General features: G+C 71.0%; 13 protein-coding genes and 1 pseudogene. 8 read left to right on the top strand and 6 right to left on the bottom strand.

Features of this window, described 5'->3' with window-relative positions; translation table 11 throughout:
* Nucleotides 1–20: 20 nt before the first annotated feature.
* Entirely contained in the window at nt 21–1082 is a 1062-nt protein-coding gene (locus MMR14E_RS24460; protein ID WP_331317870.1) for a sn-glycerol-3-phosphate ABC transporter ATP-binding protein UgpC, read from the bottom strand.
* A 278-nt stretch (nt 1083–1360) separates the two neighbouring features.
* Between MMR14E_RS24460 and MMR14E_RS24455 the strand changes: the two genes are divergently transcribed.
* The 4 genes and pseudogenes from MMR14E_RS24455 to MMR14E_RS24440 all read left to right on the top strand — a co-directional run bounded on the left by MMR14E_RS24455 (nt 1361) and on the right by MMR14E_RS24440 (nt 4439).
* Entirely contained in the window at nt 1361–2554 is a 1194-nt protein-coding gene (locus tag MMR14E_RS24455) for a fumarylacetoacetate hydrolase family protein (protein WP_331317868.1), read from the top strand.
* Nucleotides 2555–2965: 411 nt separating this feature from the next.
* Nucleotides 2966–3298, top strand: a pseudogene (locus MMR14E_RS24450) (FAD-binding oxidoreductase); the annotation flags it as partial.
* 18 nt (nt 3299–3316) lie between these two features.
* Nucleotides 3317–4147 carry an FAD-binding oxidoreductase gene (locus MMR14E_RS24445; RefSeq protein ID WP_331318645.1) on the top strand — a complete coding sequence of 277 codons (831 nt, stop codon included), beginning with the start codon at nt 3317–3319 and terminating at the stop codon, nt 4145–4147.
* Nucleotides 4148–4157: 10 nt separating this feature from the next.
* Nucleotides 4158–4439: a DUF167 family protein gene (locus MMR14E_RS24440; protein WP_331317867.1), complete on the top strand. Its 282-nt coding sequence runs from the start codon at nt 4158–4160 to the stop codon at nt 4437–4439.
* A gap of 175 nt (nt 4440–4614) precedes the next feature.
* Here the strand turns inward: MMR14E_RS24440 and MMR14E_RS24435 are convergent, their stop codons facing one another.
* The 5 genes from MMR14E_RS24435 to MMR14E_RS24415 are packed head-to-tail and all read right to left on the bottom strand — an operon-like array spanning nt 4615 to nt 11182.
* Entirely contained in the window at nt 4615–5544 is a 930-nt protein-coding gene (locus MMR14E_RS24435; RefSeq protein WP_012319850.1) for a 3-keto-5-aminohexanoate cleavage protein, read from the bottom strand.
* A 2-nt stretch (nt 5545–5546) separates the two neighbouring features.
* Nucleotides 5547–6470, bottom strand: a complete 924-nt coding sequence (locus MMR14E_RS24430; RefSeq protein WP_331317866.1) for a 3-hydroxyacyl-CoA dehydrogenase — start codon at nt 6468–6470, stop codon at nt 5547–5549.
* Complete coding sequence (locus MMR14E_RS24425; RefSeq protein ID WP_331317865.1) at nt 6467–9025, bottom strand: branched-chain amino acid ABC transporter ATP-binding protein/permease; 2559 nt, start codon at nt 9023–9025, stop codon at nt 6467–6469. Before MMR14E_RS24425 ends, MMR14E_RS24430 begins: the two co-directional genes overlap by 4 nt.
* A 14-nt stretch (nt 9026–9039) precedes the next feature.
* A complete protein-coding gene (locus tag MMR14E_RS24420) occupies nt 9040–9915 on the bottom strand; it encodes a branched-chain amino acid ABC transporter permease (RefSeq protein ID WP_056528459.1) in 876 nt (291 codons plus the stop codon).
* A 7-nt stretch (nt 9916–9922) separates the two neighbouring features.
* On the bottom strand, nt 9923–11182 hold the full coding sequence (locus MMR14E_RS24415) for an ABC transporter substrate-binding protein (RefSeq protein WP_331317864.1): 1260 nt from the start codon (nt 11180–11182) through the stop codon (nt 9923–9925).
* 119 nt (nt 11183–11301) lie between these two features.
* Between MMR14E_RS24415 and MMR14E_RS24410 the strand changes: the two genes are divergently transcribed.
* The 4 genes from MMR14E_RS24410 (at nt 11302) to MMR14E_RS24395 (ending at nt 17972) form a co-directional block, all read left to right on the top strand.
* Nucleotides 11302–12015: a GntR family transcriptional regulator gene (locus MMR14E_RS24410; RefSeq protein ID WP_331317863.1), complete on the top strand. Its 714-nt coding sequence runs from the start codon at nt 11302–11304 to the stop codon at nt 12013–12015.
* 2 nt (nt 12016–12017) lie between these two features.
* Nucleotides 12018–12785: an SDR family oxidoreductase gene (locus tag MMR14E_RS24405; RefSeq protein ID WP_331317862.1), complete on the top strand. Its 768-nt coding sequence runs from the start codon at nt 12018–12020 to the stop codon at nt 12783–12785.
* Between the two features lie 156 nt (nt 12786–12941).
* Nucleotides 12942–14747: an IlvD/Edd family dehydratase gene (locus MMR14E_RS24400; RefSeq protein WP_331317860.1), complete on the top strand. Its 1806-nt coding sequence runs from the start codon at nt 12942–12944 to the stop codon at nt 14745–14747.
* A 237-nt stretch (nt 14748–14984) separates the two neighbouring features.
* Complete coding sequence (locus tag MMR14E_RS24395; RefSeq protein WP_331317859.1) at nt 14985–17972, top strand: FAD-binding and (Fe-S)-binding domain-containing protein; 2988 nt, start codon at nt 14985–14987, stop codon at nt 17970–17972.
* Nucleotides 17973–17979 lie beyond the last annotated feature (7 nt).

Here is a 17979-nt window from a genome sequence, read left to right as displayed (position 1 = left end):
CGCGCCGGATCCGACGCGGGTCAGTTCGGCAGGCGACGGCCGGTCTCGGCGTCGAAGAAGTGCACGCGGTTCGGCCGCAGGGAGACGGTCTCGCCCGGCCGCTCCCGCACGCGCTCGCGCAGCACGCAGGTGAGGTCCTGGCCCCCCGCCCGCACCGCCAGCATGGTCTCCGAGCCGGTCGGCTCCACGACGACGACCTCGGCGGCGATCCCCTCGGGCGCGAGGTCGAAATGCTCGGGGCGGATGCCCAGGATGAGCGCGCGCCCCTCGACGCCGGACGGCGCGTCGGCGAGCGGGATCGACAGGCCGGTCTCGGTTGTGAAGGTCAGGCGCCCGTTCGCCCGCACCTGGCCGGGCATGAAGTTCATCGCCGGCGAGCCGATGAAGCCCGCGACGAACAGGTTGTCGGGCCGGTCGTAGAGTTCGAGGGGCGGCCCGATCTGCTCGACGACCCCGTCGTGCATCACCACGATCCGGTCGGCCATCGTCATGGCCTCGATCTGGTCGTGGGTGACGTAGATGGTCGTCGTCTTCAGGCGCTGGTGCAGCTCCTTGATCTCGGTACGCATCGCCACGCGCAGCTTGGCGTCGAGGTTGGAGAGCGGCTCGTCGAACAGGAAGACCTGCGGGTCGCGCACGATCGCCCGGCCCATGGCGACGCGCTGGCGCTGGCCGCCCGAGAGCTGGCGCGGGTAGCGGTCCAGCAGGGGCGCCAGTCCGAGGATCTGCGCGGCCTTGTTGACCCGGAGGTCGATCTCGGAGGCCGGCGCCTTCCGGATCCGCATCGAGAACGCCATGTTCTCGCGGACCGTGAGATGCGGGTAGAGGGCGTAGTTCTGGAACACCATGGCGATGTCCCGCTCCTTGGGCGGCACATCGTTCACCACGCGCTCGCCGATGCGGATCTCGCCGCCGGAGATATTCTCGAGCCCGGCGATCATCCGCAGGAGCGTCGATTTCCCGCAGCCCGACGGGCCGACCAGGATCACGAACTCACCGTCCCGGATATCCACCGACACGCCGTGCAGGACATTCGTCGATCCGAAAGCCTTGCGAACCTCGCGGATTCCCACCGAGGCCATGCTTCCTCCCGATCAAGGCCGCTCTGTCGGCGGCTCTAGGGCGGCAGTACAAATGAGGGTTCGCGGGAAAGCAAGCCGACCTCCCGGCAAAGCTGCAGATAATCTTGGATCTGTCAGGCGAGCCCGCCCGGCGCCGGTGACGAGCGCGGTCCGGTGAAACATCCGGCGGGATGACGGGCAGCGCGGAATGCTATGGGATCGCGCGCCGGCCGCGGTCCCGGAACCGGGCCCGCCGCGCGCGGACAACGCAGGGTCACACATCCAGGGGACATGAGCACATGTCGTTATCGGGCCTGACCGCGCGGGAGATCCTGCCCGCCGACGGATGCCGGGGCGCCCTCGCGGGCCGGGTGTGGCGGCCGGACGTGACCGGTCCGAGCGTCGTGGCGATCCGCGCAGACGGGGACGGCGCGCCCCGACTCGTCGACGTCACCGCCGCCTTCCCGACGGTCAGCGACCTGTGCGAGGCCCGAGACCCCGCCGCCGCCCTGCGCGGCGCCCAGGGCGAGGACCTCGGCAGCCTCGACGCGGTGCTGGCCAACACGCCGCCCGACGCGCGCGATGCCACCAAGCCCTGGCTCCTGGCACCGGTCGACCTCCAGGCCCTGAAGGCGGCGGGCGTGACCTTCGCCACGTCCATGCTGGAGCGGGTCATCGAGGAGCGCGCCCGCGGCGATCTCGCCGCCGCGGCGGCGATCCGCGCCGAGGTCGAGCGCCTGGTCGGCCGCGACCTGCGCCGGCTCAAGCCCGGCTCGCCCGAGGCGATGGCCCTCAAGGAGGTGCTGGTCGCGCAGGGCGCCTGGAGCCAGTACCTGGAGGTCGGCATCGGCCCGGACGCCGAGATCTTCACGAAGGCGCAGCCGCTCTCGGCCGTGGGCTGCGGCGCGGATGCGGGCCTGCACCCGGAGTCGCACTGGAACAACCCCGAGCCCGAGGTGGCGCTCGCGGTCACCTCCGACCAGCGCATCGTCGGGGCGACGCTCGCCAACGACGTGAACCTGCGCGACTTCGAGGGCCGGTCGGCGCTGCTCCTCGGTAAGGCCAAGGACAACAACGCCTCCTGCGCCCTGGGGCCGTTCCTGCGCCTGTTCGACGACACGTTCGGCCTCGACGACGTCCGGCGCACCACCGTGACCCTCGAGGTCACCGGCGCGGACGGTTTCCGGCTTCAGGGCACCTCGCCGCTCTCCGAGATCAGCCGCGACCCCGAGGAACTGGCGGAGGCGCTGATGGGGCGGACGCACGACTACCCCGACGGCGCCCTCCTCCTCCTCGGCACGATGTTCGCGCCGATCCAGGACCGGCACGGGCCGGGCCTCGGCTTCACCCACGCCGACGGCGACCGCGTCGTGGTGGCGAGCCCGGAACTCGGCAGCCTCGTCAACCGCATGCGCCCGTGCGACGCCTGCGAGCCCTGGACCTTCGGCGCCCGCGCGCTCATGCGGAACCTCGCCGCGCGCGGGATCCTGTGACAGTGCGGCGACCGGACCGAGCCCCGTGAGGATGCCGATGACCGACACCGCCTTCCTCGACCGCCTCGCCGCGATCGTCGGACCGTCCGGTCTCGTCACCGGCGCGGAACTGCGCGGGCGGTCGGCCAACTGGACGCGCCCGACCGAGCCCTGCGCCGCCCTGGCGCTGGTCCGGCCGCGCAGCACGGAGGAGACCGGACCAGCGCCAGGGCGGCGCAGGGACTCACGGTCGCCGCGGCCTGCGAGGCTGTCAGCGCATCGATGCGAGAGACCGCAGCGCGCAGGCGTGCATCGAGCTCGGCGAGCGACCGCTCAACATCCACAGCCGCCCGCGGCGGATCCTGCGGGACTCGACCTGGTACCGCACGGTCCTGAGCAGCCTGGGTTTCGCGGCCGCGCTCGGCCGCTTCCAATCGCGCCGCGAGGGTCCCGCGGGGCGGCGCCACCGGCCTCGTCGACGGCACGCTCTGCCAGCCGGACGAGATCACCCTGTCGACCGAGCGCATGACCGGCATCGAGCCGGTGGACCCGCTCGGCATGACGGTGGTGGTCGGCACCGGCGCGACGCTCGAGAGCGTGCAGGACGCCGCGTCAGCGGCGGGCCTCTTCTTCCCCCTCGATCTCGGGGCTCGCGGCTCGGCGACGATCGGCGGCGCGATCTCCACCAACGCCGGCGGCCTGCGGGTGCTGCGCTACGGCATGATGCGCGAGATGGTGCTGGGGCTGGAGGCGGTGCTCGCCGACGGCACGGTCGTGTCGTCGATGCGACCGCTCATCAAGAACAACACCGGGCTCGACCTCAAGCAGCTCTTCCTCGGCACCGAGGGCACGATGGGCATCGTCACGCGGGCCGTCATCCGCCTCCGGCCGGAGCCCGCCGGCTACGCGACGGCGCTGATCGCGTGCCCCGGAGTCGACGATGGCGCCCGGGTGCTGCGGGCGGCGCAGAGCGCCTTCCAGGGACGTGTCTCCTCGTTCGAGGGCCTCTGGCCGGACTTCTACCGGCTGATGACGGCGCCGGGCCGCGCGACCCCGCCGCTGGGACCGGACTACCCGTTCTACGCCATCATCGAGGTCGAGTGCGTCCCCGAGGAATCCGACAGGTTCCTGGACCTGCTGGAAGGGCTGATGGGCGAGGGCACGATCCTCGACGCCGCCGTCGCCTCGTCGGAGGAGCAGCGTCGGGGCATGTGGCGGATCCGCGACCGCGTGGAGCACCTGAACGCCGACGGGATCGACCGGGCCTTCGACGTGAGCGTGCCGCTCGCGCGGATGGACGGCTACGTCCGCGGCGCGCTCGACCGGCTCGCGACGATCCCGGGCTGCCGGGCGGTCGTCTACGGGCATATCGGCGACAACAACCTCCACTGGAACACCACCCGCCTCGACGCCGCCGGCAACGCGGCGATCGACGCGGCGATCTACGAGCCGCTGGCGGAGCTGAACGGCTCCGTCTCGGCGGAGCACGGGATCGGGCTCGAGAAACGGGCCAAGCTGAAGCTGTCGCGCTCGCCCGAGGAGATCGCCGTCATGCGGCTCGTGAAGCGGGCGCTCGATCCGGACAACCGGCTGAACCCGGGCAAGATCTTCTGAGGGCCTCGCCGTGGCGATCCGGCTGGCGGTGCGCCTCACGCCGCGCGGGGGCCGCGACGCCGCGGAGGGCTGGGCCCGGGACGAGAAGGGACAGCCCTACCTGAAAGCCCGCGTCGCCGCCCCGCCGGTCGACGGCGCGGCCAACGGGGCGCTGGTCGCGCTGGTCGCCAAGGCGCTGAAGGTCAGCCGCGGCTCGGTCCGCATCGTGACCGGCGATCAGAGCCGACTGAAGATCCTGGAGATCGACGGCGCGAAGCAGGCGGATCTGGACCGGGTATTCGGGGCGCCGTGAGGGCTTCTCGACGTCTTTGCGAGCGCAGCGAAGCGATCCAGAGGCGCCCAGGCCTCAGATGGCGCGCTACACTGGATTGCTTCGCTGCGCTCGCGAGGACGGGAAGGCGCGAACGTCAGCCTGTCCTGGACGATGCGTCCCACCTTCCGCGACGCATCGTCCATCGACTGATCGGTCAGAACGCGACCTTGTCGCCCCCCTTCAGCGCCAGGATCTCCCGCGCCTCGTCGGGCGAGGCGACCGCGAGGCCCAGCCCCTCGATGATCGCGCGGACGCGGCGGACCTGCGCGGCGTTGGTCTCGGCGAGCTTGCCCGGGCCGTCCCAGAGGCTGTCCTCGAGGCCGACGCGGACGTTGCCGCCCATCGCGGCCGCCATGGCGGCGATGTTCATCTGGTTGCGGCCCGCGCCGAGCACCGACCAGCGGTACTGGTCGCCGAACAGCCGGTCGGCGGTGCGCTTCATGTGCATCACGTCGTCCGGATGCGCGCCGATGCCGCCCTGAAGGCCGAAGACCGTCTGGATGAACAGCGGCGCCTGCACGAGCCCGCGGTCGAAGAAGTATTTGAGATTGTAGAGATGCGCGGTGTCGTAGCACTCGAACTCGAACTTCGTCCCGTTCGGTCCGCAGGTCGTCAGGATGTGCTCGATCTGGCCGAACGTGTTGCGGAAGATGATATCCTTGTTGCCGAGATAGTCCCGCTCCCACTGGTGCTTCAGGTCCTTGAAGCGGTCGAGCATGCCGAACAGGCCAAAATTCATCGAGCCGAGATTCAGCGAGGCGACTTCCGGCTGGAAGGTTGCGGCAGGGCGCACCCGCTCCTCGATCGACATGGTCGGCGCGCCGCCGGTGGTGATGTTCACCACGCAGTTCGAGCGCTGCTTGATCACCGGCAGGAACTTGGCGAACGCCTCGGGTGTCTGGTCGGGCTGGCCGTTCTCCGGATTGCGGGCGTGCAGGTGCACGATGGCCGCGCCCGCCTCGGCGGCGCCGATCGCGGCGTCGGCGATCTCCTCGGGCGTCACCGGCAGGTGCGGCGACATGCTGGGCGTGTGGATCGCGCCGGTCACCGCGCAGGTGATGATGACTTTCCGCTGTGAGGCCATGCTCAGTCCTTCCGTGAAGCCTTGTGGGCGCGGAGCGCCGCCAGCCGCGCGTCGCGGCGGTTCATGCGTGTGGGCAGATCGGTCGGCGGCCGCCACTTGGCCAGGATCGCCTCGGTCGCCGGCGCCTCGTAGACCGAGGGTGGCGCCGGGTCGGCGGCAAGAGTCTTGTAGAAGCCGGTGTAGCGCGCGCAGTAATCGGCGATGCCGCCCGGCGCGTTGAGCTCGATCGTCTCGAACGGACCCATGAAGCTCCAGCGCAGGCCGAGGCCGTCCGCGACCGTCTTGTCGAGGTCCTGCGGGGTCACGTAGCCCTCGGAGGCGAGGCGGAACGCCTCCGCCAAGAGGGCGCCCTGGAGCCGGTTGAGGATGAAGCCCTCGATCTCCTTCAGCACGGTGATCGGCACCTGCCCGATCTGCTCGTAGACCTGCCGGGCCCGCACCAGAGCCTCGGGGGCCGTCCACGGCGCGCCGGAGATCTCGACGAGCGGGATCAGGTGCGGCGGGTTCACCGGATGGCCGACGAGGCAGCGCGCCCGACCCGGCAGATCCTCGGTGAAGAGGGAGCAGCGGATCGCCGAGGAGGACGAGGCGATGACCGCCTCCCGCGGCGCCGCGGCGTCGAGGTCCGCGAACAGGCTCCGCTTCACCTCCAGCCGCTCCGGGCCGTTCTCCTGCACGAAGGCGACGCCGTCGAGGGCGGAACCGAGGGTGCCGGCCGCGCGGATGCGCTCCGCGGCACCGGCGGGGTCGGCGCAGAGATCGTTCGCCGCGAGCGTCCGCAGTCCCTCGGCGCAGGCCGGGATCGCGGCCTCGGCCACGCCCGCCGCGGGGTCGAACAGGCGCACGTCCCAGCCGGCACGGGCGAAGATCATCGCCCAGGCCCGGCCGATCAGGCCGGCGCCGACGATCGCGACGCTCTCGGTCATAGCCACAGCACCTTCCGCCTCAAATCCTGATCCTCGCGCAGGAGACGCGACTCGCCCGTCCACTGCACGCTGCCGCGCTCCAGGGCGACGGTGCGGTCGGACAGCGCCAGGGCGAGGTCGAGATGGTGGTCCACCAGGATGATCGCGATCTCCCGGCGCAGCCGGTCGAAGGCCTCGAACAGCTCCTCCGTCACGGCCGGCGACAGGCCCTCGAAGGGCTCGTCGAGGAGGAGGAGCCGCGTGTCGCCCGAGAGGGCGCGGGCCACCGCCACCATCTGCTGCTCGCCCCCGGACAGACGGGCCGCGTCGACGGTCCAGCGCTCCTTCAGACGCGGGAAGAACTCGAGGACCTTCGCCTCGTCCCAGTGGATACCGGCGCCGGTGAGCCGCCGCAGGCGGCCGAGGCCCAGATTCTCCGCGACGGTCATGCCGGCGAACAGCGCCCGCCCCTGCGGCACGTAGCCGATCCCGAGCCGGGCGATCCGGTCGGGCGACAGGCCGGCGATGTCCTGGCCGGCGAGCACGATCCGGCCGGCGGCCGGCGGCGCGGTGCCGATCAGCGTCTTGAGCAGCGTCGACTTGCCGGCGCCGTTCCGGCCGAGCAAGGCCAAGACCTCGCCCCGGCGCACCGCGAGGTTCACGCCGTTGAGGATGTGCGACTTGCCGTAGAAGGTGTCGACGCCCTCCATGGCGAGCAGCGTCTCGGCCTCGGCGGCGCTGGCGCGCGGCTTCGCGGCGATCGCCGCCGTGCCCGATCCGAGGTAGACCGCCTGCACCCGCGCGTCGTCGCGGGCATCCGCGACCGAGCCGTCGACCAGCACGGCGCCGTCGGCCATGACGGTGACGCGGTCGGCGAGGCGGAAGACGCGGTCGATGTCGTGCTCGACGAGGAGCACCGGGATGTCGGCCGACAGCGCCTTGATCAAGTCGCCGACCCGCTCGCGCTCGGCGGCCGCGAGGCCCGCGAGCGGCTCGTCGAGGAGCAGGACGCGGGGCCGCGTGGCCAGGGCGAGACCCATGTCGAGCAGTCGCTGACCGCCGTAGGACAGGCTGCCGGCCTCGGCCCGTTCGATGCCGGACAGGCCGGTCCAGCGCAGAAGCTCGGCGGTGTCGTCGGCGATCTCGCGGACGGCCAGCGCGTCCCGCCACGGACTGAAATGCGCCGCGTGCCGGGCCTGCACCGCGAGGCGGACGTTCTCCTCCACGGAGAGGCCCGGGAACAGGTTGGTGATCTGGAACGAGCGGCCGATCCCGGCCCGGGTGATGGCGTGCGGCTCCAGCCCGGCGATCTCGCGCCCGTCGAGGCGGATGCTGCCGCCGCTCGGCCGGAACATCCCGGACAGCAGGTTGAAGGCGGTGGTCTTGCCGGCGCCGTTCGGTCCGATCAGGGCGTGGAGCGTCCGGTCGGCGACCGCCAAGGACACGCCGCGCACAGCCTTCACGGGCCCGAAACTTTTCCGGATCTCGTCGGCGACCAGCACCGGGCCGTCGCCGCGCCCCTCCGCGATGAAGCGGGCCGGGACGCGGCCCGAGGCGCCGGCGCGGCGGGCCGACATGGCCGCGCCCTCGGTCGGGACGCGCCGGAACGGCTTGAGCAGCCGCGCCGCGATGCCGACGAGCCCGTCCGGCGAGAACACGATGAAGGCGACGAACAGCAGGCCGAAATACAGGAGCCAGTCGGCGGTGTAGATCGACAGGAACTCGCGGAACAGGATGTAGAACAGCGCGCCGAGCGCCGGCCCGAGGAACGAGCGCATCCCGCCGATCACCACCATGGCGAGCAGCTCGCCCGAGAAGGCGATGGAGATCGGGTCGGCCGACGTGAAGCGGTGGCTGTAGGCCGAGAGCGCGCCGGCGAGACCGGTGATCGTCGCCGAGATCACGAAGGCGGCGAGCTTGTAGCGGTTGGTGGCGTAGCCGAGGAAACCGGCGCGCTGCTCGTTCTCGCGGATCGCCACCAGCACGGTGCCCATCGGCGAGCGACGGAAGCGCCACAGGGCGATCAGAACCGCGAAGGCGATGCCGGACACGGCGGCGTAGTAGGCGCCCGGCTCCTGCAGCGAAGCCCAGCGGTGCAGGTTGCCGATGCCGTTCTCGCCGCCGGTCAGGTCTGTCCAGCGGAACGCGATGGCGTAGAGCATCGCCGTGAAGGCGAGGGTCAGGAGCGAGAAGTAGACGCCTCGCCGCCGCAGGATCAGGCCGCCGGCCATGAGCGCGGCGACGCCGGTGATCGCCAGGGCGCCGAGGAGCGGCAGCGCCATGTCGCCGGGGAACAGCCGCGTCTGGAGGATCGCCACCGCGTAGGCGCCGATCCCGAACCACGCCCCGTGGCCGAAGGAGGTGAGCCCGGTCCAGCCGACCAAGATGTTGAGGCCGAGCACCGCGAGGGCGAAGATCACCACGTCGGTGGCGGTGATCAGCGTCAGGCCGATCGCGTCCAGGGCGAAGGGCAGGACGATCAGGGCGGCGAGCGCCGCCCAGAGCTGGCGGCTCTCGCGCAGGATCAGGCCGCGCTGCGGCAGGGCGAGCGGCAGCGGCTCGGCGGTACCGGACATGGGACGCTCTCCGCTCACTCGAACCGGGCGATGTGCTCGCCGAACAGGCCGCGCGGGCGCAGCAGCAGGACGAGCACCATGAGGGCGTAGACGGCGGCCTCGGTGGCCGGCGGGTAGGCGTAGGCGGTGAGGCCCCGGACCACGCCGACGATCAGCGCGGCGAGCACCACACCCCAGAACGAGCCGAGCCCGCCGATCACCACCACCACGAAGGCGAAGGTCAGGATCTCGGCGCCCATGGCGGGCTGCACGCCCGTGACCGGCGCCATCATGGTTCCGGCCAGCGCCGCGAGCCCGACCGCGATCGTCACCACGGCGGTCATGTAGGGCCGGAGCGAGATGCCCAGCGCGGCGACCATGTCGGGGTTCTGCACGCCGGCCCGGACCACGCGACCGAAGCTCGTCCGCGTCAGGAGCAGCCACAGGCCGGCGACGCAGGCGAGAGCGACCACGAGGATCGACAGCCGGTAGCGCGAGTAGATCAGGTCGCCGATGAAGACCTGCCCGCGCAGCCAGAGCGGGATCCCGAACGGCACCGGCGCCGCCCCGAAGGCCATGCGCAGGGCCTGCTCGGCCACCATGGCGAGCCCGAAGGTGAGGAGCAGGCCGAGCGTCGGGTCGCCGCGGTAGAAGCGCCTGAGCAGGAACCGCTCGATCAGCAGGCCGAGCACGGCCACCGCGAGCGGGGAGGCGATGAGGGCGCCGCCGAATCCGATGGTCGGCGTCAGCAGCACGGTCATGTAGGCGCCGATCGCGTAGAAGGCGCCGTGAGCGAGGTTCACGATCCCGCCGAGGCTGAAGATCAGCGACAGGCCGAGCGCGATCAGCAGGTACTGCACGCCGATCAGCAGGCCGTTGAGCACCTGCTCCAGGATGAAGACGAGCTGCATGGCCGCCTCACGCCGGGAAGGTGCAGGCGTTCTCGTCGCGGGTCGTGGCGAGCACTTCCAGGCTCTCGCCGGGACCGGGCAGCGGCCCGGTCGATGTGAAGATGTCGTAGGGAGTCTTGACTTGGTCCGCCGGCAGGGCGGTGATCGCGAACATCTCCTGCATCAGCTCGTGGTCCCAGGGGCGGAAATAGCCCTCGCGAACCTTGGCGATGTCGAACTTCGCGCCCGATTCGAGGTGCTCCACAACCTTGATCGACTCGGTCGATTTCAACTCGTTCATCGACTGCGCGACGATCTTCATCGCCGTGTAGTCGCCCCAACCCTGGTTCTCCGGCGGCTTCTTGTACTTGGCCTTGAAGGCGGCCACGAATTTCTTGGCCGAGGGCGAGTCGATCTGGTGGTGCCAGATCACCGGCCAGGTGCCGAGGAAGTTGCCGGGCCCGGCGCCCCAGGCCAGCGCCGTGTCGAAGCCGAATCCGGCGACCGGGAACGGCAGGCCGAACTCGCTGTACTGCTTCAGGAAGTTGGTGATCTGCGCGCCCGCGAGGTTGCAGATCACGAGGTCCGGCTTCGCCTGGCGGAGCTTCAGCAGGAACGGCGAGAAGTCGGTGAGTTCGGTCGGGATCAGATCCTCGCCGACGAGGGTGGCGTCGTTGGCGGCGAAGTACTTCTTCGCCTGCTTCAGGAGATCGTGTCCGAAGGCGTAGTCCGCCGTGAGCGCGTAGACCTTGCGGCCCTTGATCAGGCCCCGGTCGAGCAGCGCCCGGCCGCAGGCCCGCACCATCATGGTGTTCTGCGCTTCGACGTGGAACATGAAGCGCTTGCAGTCGGAGCCGCGCAGCGCGTCCGAGTTGGCGCCGGTGTTGATGAACAGGATCTTCTCCCGCTGCGCGACCTGGCTGATGGCCAGCGCGGAGGCCGAGTTGATCTCGCCGACGAGGCACGCCACGCGGTCGCGCTGGACCATGCGCTCGGCCTTGGCCGACGCGGTCTGCGGGTTGACGCTGTCCTCCGACAGGAGCTCGACCTTGCGGCCCGCGATGCCGCCGGCCGCGTTGATCTCCTCGACCGCGAGTTGCGCCGCCTGCACGGCGAACTCGCCGAGCGGCCCGAGGAAGCCCGTCCGCGGCGTCAGGTGGCCGATCCGGATCACCTCCGACTGTCCCTGGGAGAGCGCCGGGCTCGCGAGCGCCGGCGCGAGGAGCGCTGCGCCGCCGGCGCGCAGGAGGCTGCGGCGAGAAAGGGAATCCCCGTACCGGTCCGTCATCGTTCCGCTCCCGTGCGTGTCCTCCAGCCGGGCTGTTGTGGCGGGCTCTGGCGGCCCTCACCCGAACTGTGATCACAGATCACTAGCGCGATAGTGCCAGATCCGTCTAGTGTCGGCACATGAATTCCACTTTGGCCCTCGCCGAACTGCCCCTGCTCGAGCGGCGGACCCTGTCCGACACCGTCTACGAGGCCCTGTCCGACCTTCTCGCCTCGGGGCGTCTTGCACCGGGCGACCGACTGTCACTCCGGCAGAGCGCGGCGGCTCTCGGCGTCTCGGTGATGCCGGTGCGCGAGGCGGTGAGCCGGCTCGCGGCGGACGGCGTTCTGGAGGTGGCGCCGAATCGGGTGATCCGCGTGCCGGTGATGGGCGCGGCCGCGTTCCGGGCCCTGGTCGAGACCCGCATCGCGGTCGAGGGCATCGCCGTAGCGCGGGCGGCCGAGCGGCGGACCGGGTCCGAGCTGGCGGCGATCCGGAGCGCCGAGGCGGCCTTCCGGACCGAGGCCGAGGCGGCGGAGCCCGACAGGGCGCGCGCCGTCCAGCTCAACCGCGACCTGCATTTCGCCATCTACGGCGCCTGCGGGCTGGGACCCCTGCAGGAGATCATCGCCCGGCTCTGGCTGAAGGCCGGCCCGGTGATCAACCTGGATCTGCGCGCCCACCCGGAGCGCCTGCTCCAGGGCTTCGCCCTCCGGCGGCACGCCGAGGCGGTGGCGGCCATCGAGGTCCGGGACGGCGCGGCGGCCGCGGCCGCGATCGCCGCCGACATCCGGGAAGCGGCGGAGTTCATCTTGACCCGCGGCGGGTTGCGGGACGTTCACGGAGAGGATTGATCATGGATCTGGGGATTGCCGGCCTGCGCGTCCTGGTGACCGCGGGCGCTGCCGGGATCGGTCGCGAGATCGTCGACGCCTTCGTGGACGAAGGCGCGCGCGTCTTCGCCTGCGACGTCGACGCGGAGGCCCTGGCGGCGCTGCCGGAGACGATCGGGCGCAGCCGCACCGACGTCGCCGACCGCGACGCGGTCGCCGCGATGATGGACCAGGCGGTCGAGTTCCTCGGCGGCCTCGACGTGCTCGTCAACAATGCCGGGATCGCCGGCCCGACCGGCCGTGTCGAGGAGATCGCCCCCGAGGAGTGGGACCGCTGCGTCACGGTCTGCCTGACCAGCCAGTTCAACTGCGCGCGCCTGGCGGTGCCGCACCTTCGCCAGAGCGCCAACGCCTCGATCGTCAATCTGTCCTCGGCCGCCGGCAAGTTCGGCTTCGCTCTGCGCAGCCCCTACGCGGCCGCCAAGTGGGGGGTGATCGGCTTCACGAAGTCCCTGGCGATCGAGCTCGGCGGCGCTGGTATCCGGGTGAACGCGATCCTGCCGGGTCTCGTCGCCGGGGATCGCCAGCGCCGGGTGCTCGAATCGAAGGCCCAGCAGCAGGGGACAAGCTTCGCCGACATGGAGGCGCGGGCGTTCTCGTTCGTGTCGGTGAAGGAGTACGTCACGGCGCGCCAGCTCGCCGACCAGATCCTGCTGCTCTGCTCGCCGCGCGGCCGGACGATCTCGGGGCAGGCGATCTCCATCGACGGTGACACCCGGATGCTGTCCTGAAATCGTTCCAGCGCCGAAGATGCTGCGGGCGATCAATCCTCAGAGTATTGCAAGAGCGAGCCGAGGGCGCCGCGACCGGAGTCGCGATGCCCGCGGCGGCAGCGGAAGACGGAAGCCGGACCGCCAGCGCCGGCCTCAGGATGCGAGGAAGCGACCATGAGCGACAAACGCCGGATCACGCCCGCCGACCTGCGCTCGAAGGCCTGGTTCGACAACCCGCACAACCCGGGCATGACCGCCCTCTACCTCGAGCGCTACCTCAATTACGGGCTGACGCCGGAGGAGCTGCGCTCGGGCAAGCCGCTGATCGGCATCGCCCAGACGGGATCCGACCTGTCGCCCTGTAACCGCCACCACATCGAGCTCGCCAAGCGGGTGCGCGAGGGGATCACGGCGGCCGGCGGCGTCGCCTTCGAGTTTCCCTGCCACCCGATCCAGGAGACGGGGAAGCGGCCGACCGCGTCGCTCGACCGGAACCTCGCCTACCTGTCCCTGGTCGAGGTGCTGTACGGCTACCCGCTGGACGGCGTCGTGCTGCTCACCGGTTGCGACAAGACCATGCCGGCCTGTCTGATGGCGGCGGCGACGGTCAACATCCCGGCGATCTCGCTGAATGTCGGGCCGATGCTCAACGGCTACTTCCACAAGGAGCTGACCGGCTCGGGCACGATCGTGTGGAAGGCGCGCGAGCGGCACGCGGCAGGCGACATCGACTTCCAGCAGTTCATGGACATCGTCGGGTCGTCGGCGCCGTCGACGGGCCATTGCAACACGATGGGCACGGCCTCGACGATGAACGCCCTCGCCGAGGCACTCGGTTTCGCCCTTCCCGGCTCGGCGGCGATCCCGGCGCCCTACCGCGAGCGTGGCCAAGCCGCCTACGCCACCGGGCAGCGGATCGTCGAGATGGTCTGGGAAGACCTGAAGCCCTCCGACATCCTCACCCGCGAGGCCTTCGAGAACGCCATCGTGGCCAACGCCGCGATCGGCGGCTCGACCAACGCGCCGATCCACATCAACGCCATCGCCAAGCATATCGGCGTGCCTTTGAGCTGCGACGACTGGGAACGGGTCGGGTTCGAGATCCCGCTGCTCGTGGACATGCAGCCTGCCGGCCGCTGGCTCGGCGAGGAGTATTTCCGCGCGGGCGGCCTGCCGGCGGTCTTCGCCGAGCTGATCGAGGCCGGGAAGGTCCACGAGGACGCGCTGACCTGCAACGGCCGGACCGTCGGCGAGAACTACCGCGGGCGGCACAGCTGGAACCGCGACGTGATCCGCGCCTACGGCGAGCCGCTGATGGAGCGCGCGGGCTTCCTGAACCTCAAGGGGAGCCTGTTCGACTCGGCGATCATGAAGACCTGCGTCATCTCCGAGGAGTTCGCCGCCCGCTACCTGCGCAATCCGAATGACCCGATGGCCTTCGAGGGGCGCGTGGTCGTGTTCGACGGGCCGGAGGACTACCACACCCGGATCGACGATCCGGCCCTCGACATCGACGAGAACACCATCCTGATCATGCGCGGGGCCGGTCCGATCGGCTATCCCGGCGCCGCCGAGGTGGTGAACATGCAGCCGCCCGGCGCCCTGATCCGGCGCGGCGTCACCTCCCTGCCCTGCATCGGCGACGGCCGGCAATCCGGCACCTCCGGCACGCCCGCCATCCTGAACGCCTCACCCGAGGCGGCCGCGGGGGGCGGGCTGGCGCTGTTGCAGAGCGGCGACCGAATCCGCGTCGACCTCAACCGCCGGAGCGCCGACATCCTGCTCCCGGCCGAGGAACTCGACCGCCGGCGGGCGGATCTGGCGGCGCGCGGCGGCTATCCCTATCCGGCGACCCAGACGCCCTGGCAGGAGATCTACCGCGATCAGGTCGATCAGCTCGACCAGGGCATGGTGCTGAAGGGCGCGGTGAAGTTCCAGAAGGTCGCGCAGACCTCCGGCGTGCCGCGGGACAACCACTGAGGCCCTCACCGGATCTCGCGCGGTTGGCCGGATGCGGATGCGGCGCACGGCGCGTCCTCGCCGGGTCGAGACGCGCCGCGCGCCGGGCGAGGATCGCCGCGGGCCTTCGGGGCATGCCGCTGCACAGGGCGCCGTCAGCCGGGTCGACAGCGCGACGCCGCGGCCGCTTTGCTCAGCCGTGAATTTTGAATACATTTCCCCGCGGGTGGGCGCGTCCCATCTCGGGAGGGATCGATCGTGACGGAAGCGAGGGCGGATGCCCCGGCGCCGCGTGCAGCGGCGCGCCTCGAGGCCGGTTTGCCGCGCCGGCTGGCGGAGCAACTCCAGGGTGAGGCGCGCTTCGACGCGTTCACGCGCGGGCGCTACAGCACCGACGCCTCGATCTACCAGATCATGCCCGCCGGCGTGGTGCTGCCGCGCTCCGCCGCGGACATCGCCGCGACCCTGCGCGTCGCCGCCGAGCACGGCGCCCCGGTGATCCTGAGGGGCGGCGGCACCTCGCAGAACGGCCAGCCGATCGGGTCCGGCCTCGTGGTCGACTGCTCGCGGTACTTCAACGGCGTCCTGGCCTACGACGCGGAGGCCGGCACGATCACGGTCGAGCCGGGCATGGTGCTGGAGCGCCTGAACACCCGGGTGAAGGCCGACGGCTGGTTCTTCCCGGTCGAGCCCTCGACGGCGACCCGCTGCACCATCGGCGGCATGGCGGGCAACAATTCCTGCGGGGCCCGCTCCCTGCGCTACGGCAAGATGAGCGACAACGTCCTCGCGATCGAGGCGCTGCTCCACGACGGCGAGGCCTTCGGCTTCGGCCTGACCGGCAACGCCCATTCCGGCGTGACCGGGTCGGATCGGGCCGCGGCGCTGGCCGGTCGGGTGCGCGGCCTCGCCGAGGATCACCGCGCCGAGATCGAGGCCCGCTACCCGAAGGTTCAACGTCGCGTCGGCGGCTACAACCTCGACGCGCTGATCGAGGCGCAACCGAACCTCGCGCACCTGCTCGTCGGGTCCGAGGGCACGCTGGCCGCGACCACCGCGGTGACGCTGAAGCTCTCGCGCCTGCCGACGCACCGGGTGATGGGCGTGTGCCACTTCCCGTCGTTCCGGGCCGCCATGGAGACGACGCGGCACATCGTCGGGCTGGACCCGGTGGCGGTCGAACTCGTCGACAACAACGTCCTCGTGCTCGGCGCGGACATCCCGCTGTTCCGCACGACGCTCGCCGACATCACCAAGGGCAAGCCGAACTGCCTGCTGCTCACCGAGTTCGCCGGGGACGACCTCGCGTCGCTCCGGCGCGACCTGAAGCGCCTCGACGCCTGCATGGCCGATCACGGCTTCCCGGACGCCGTCGTGGAGGTGGTCGAGCCCGCCCGGCAGAGATTGGTCTGGGAGGTCCGCGAGGCCTGCCTCAACATCATGATGTCGATGAAGGGCGACGCCAAGCCGGTCTCCTTCATCGAGGATTGCGCCGTCCCGCTGGAGCACCTCGCCGACTACACGGACGCGGTGACGGAGGTGTTCACCAAGCACGGCACACGCGGCACGTGGTACGCCCACGCCTCGGTCGGGTGCCTGCATGTCCGCCCGATCCTCGACATGAAGGAGGCCGGCGATGTCCGGCGGATGCGGGCGATCGCGGAGGAGACGTCCGAGCTGGTGCGCCGCTACAAGGGCTCGTATTCCGGCGAGCACGGCGACGGGATCTCCCGCTCGGAATTCGTGGAGCCGCTCTTCGGCGCGACCCTCACCCGCGCCTTCGAGACGGTGAAGGACGCGTTCGACCCGGATAACCGGCTCAACCCCGGCAAGATCGTGCGGGCGCCGAAGTTCGACGATCGCGGCCTGTTCCGGTTCAAGCCGGACTACGCGGTCTCGGCGCCGACGACGACTGCCCTCGACTGGTCGGACTGGGGCGGCTTCGGCTCCGCGGTGGAGATGTGCAACAACAACGGCACCTGCCGGAAGCTCGCCGGCGGCGCCATGTGCCCCTCCTACCGGGTGACGAAGGAGGAGCAGCACCTGACCCGCGGCCGGGCCAATTCCCTGCGGCTCGCCATCTCGGGCCAGCTCGGCGAGGACGCCTTCACCAGCCCGGAGATGAAGCGCACCCTCGATCTCTGCGTCTCCTGCAAGGCCTGCCGCCGCGAGTGCCCGACCGGCGTCGACATGGCCAAGATGAAGATCGAGTTCCTGCACCATTACCACGCACGCCACGGGCTGCCCCTGCGGGAGCGCCTCATCGCGACGATGCCGCTCTATGCCGGGGCCGCAGCGCGGCTGGCGCCGCTGCTCAATCTGCGGGACCGATATCCGGCCCTCGCCGCCCTCTCGGAGCGGTTCGCCGGGCTCTCGGCCAAGCGCTCGCTGCCGCGCTGGCGGCGGCCGTGGGGCGAGGAGGGCGAGCCTGCCCACGCGCAGGACGTCGTGGGCGACTTCCGCGACGTGATCCTGTTCGGCGACACCTTCAACCGGGCGTTCGAGCGGGAGAATCTCGAGGCGGCCGAGCGCGTCCTGCGGGCTGCCGGCTACCGGCTGCACCGGGTCTACCCGTCCCGCGGGCGGCGCCCCCTCTGCTGCGGCCGGACTTGGCTCTCCGCCGGCCAGACCGACCGGGCCCGTCAGGAGGCGCGCCGCACCCTCGACGCGCTGCTGCCGTTCCTCCGTGCGGGTGCGCGGGTCGTCGGCCTGGAGCCGTCCTGCCTGCTCACCTTCCGGGACGAGTTCGCGGCGCTTCTGCCCGGCGACGAGGCCGCGCTGCTGGCCAAGCAGTCCTTCCTGTTCGAGGAACTGCTGGCATCCGACCTGACGGCCGGCCGCATCGCGCTGCCGTTCGCCGACCAGCGTGGCCGGGTCGCGCACCTGCACGGCCACTGCCATCAGAAATCCTTCGGCATCATGGGCTCGGTCGAGACCATGCTTCGGGCGGTGCCGGGACTCGACCTGCGGATCATCGAGTCGAGCTGCTGCGGGATGGCGGGCGCCTTCGGCTACCGGCCGGAATCGATCGAGACGTCCTTCGCCATGGCGGAGCTGTCGCTGTTCCCGGCGCTGCGCGCCGCCGGGCCCGACGATCTCGTCGTGGCCGACGGGACGAGTTGCCGCCACCAGATCCACGACGGACTGGGCCTCCGGGCGGAACATGTGGCTCGCGTGCTGGATCGAGCCCTCGTACCTCGACACTCCATTGCCGGGCACCTACACATACACGACAGGTCGCACTGATCTGTGT

Origin of the sequence: Methylobacterium mesophilicum (assembly GCF_036441335.1) — a bacterium.
Taxonomy (GTDB): domain Bacteria; phylum Pseudomonadota; class Alphaproteobacteria; order Rhizobiales; family Beijerinckiaceae; genus Methylobacterium; species Methylobacterium mesophilicum_B.
Note: the sequence above shows the minus strand (reverse complement) of the source record. Positions and strands in the feature narration are given on the sequence as shown.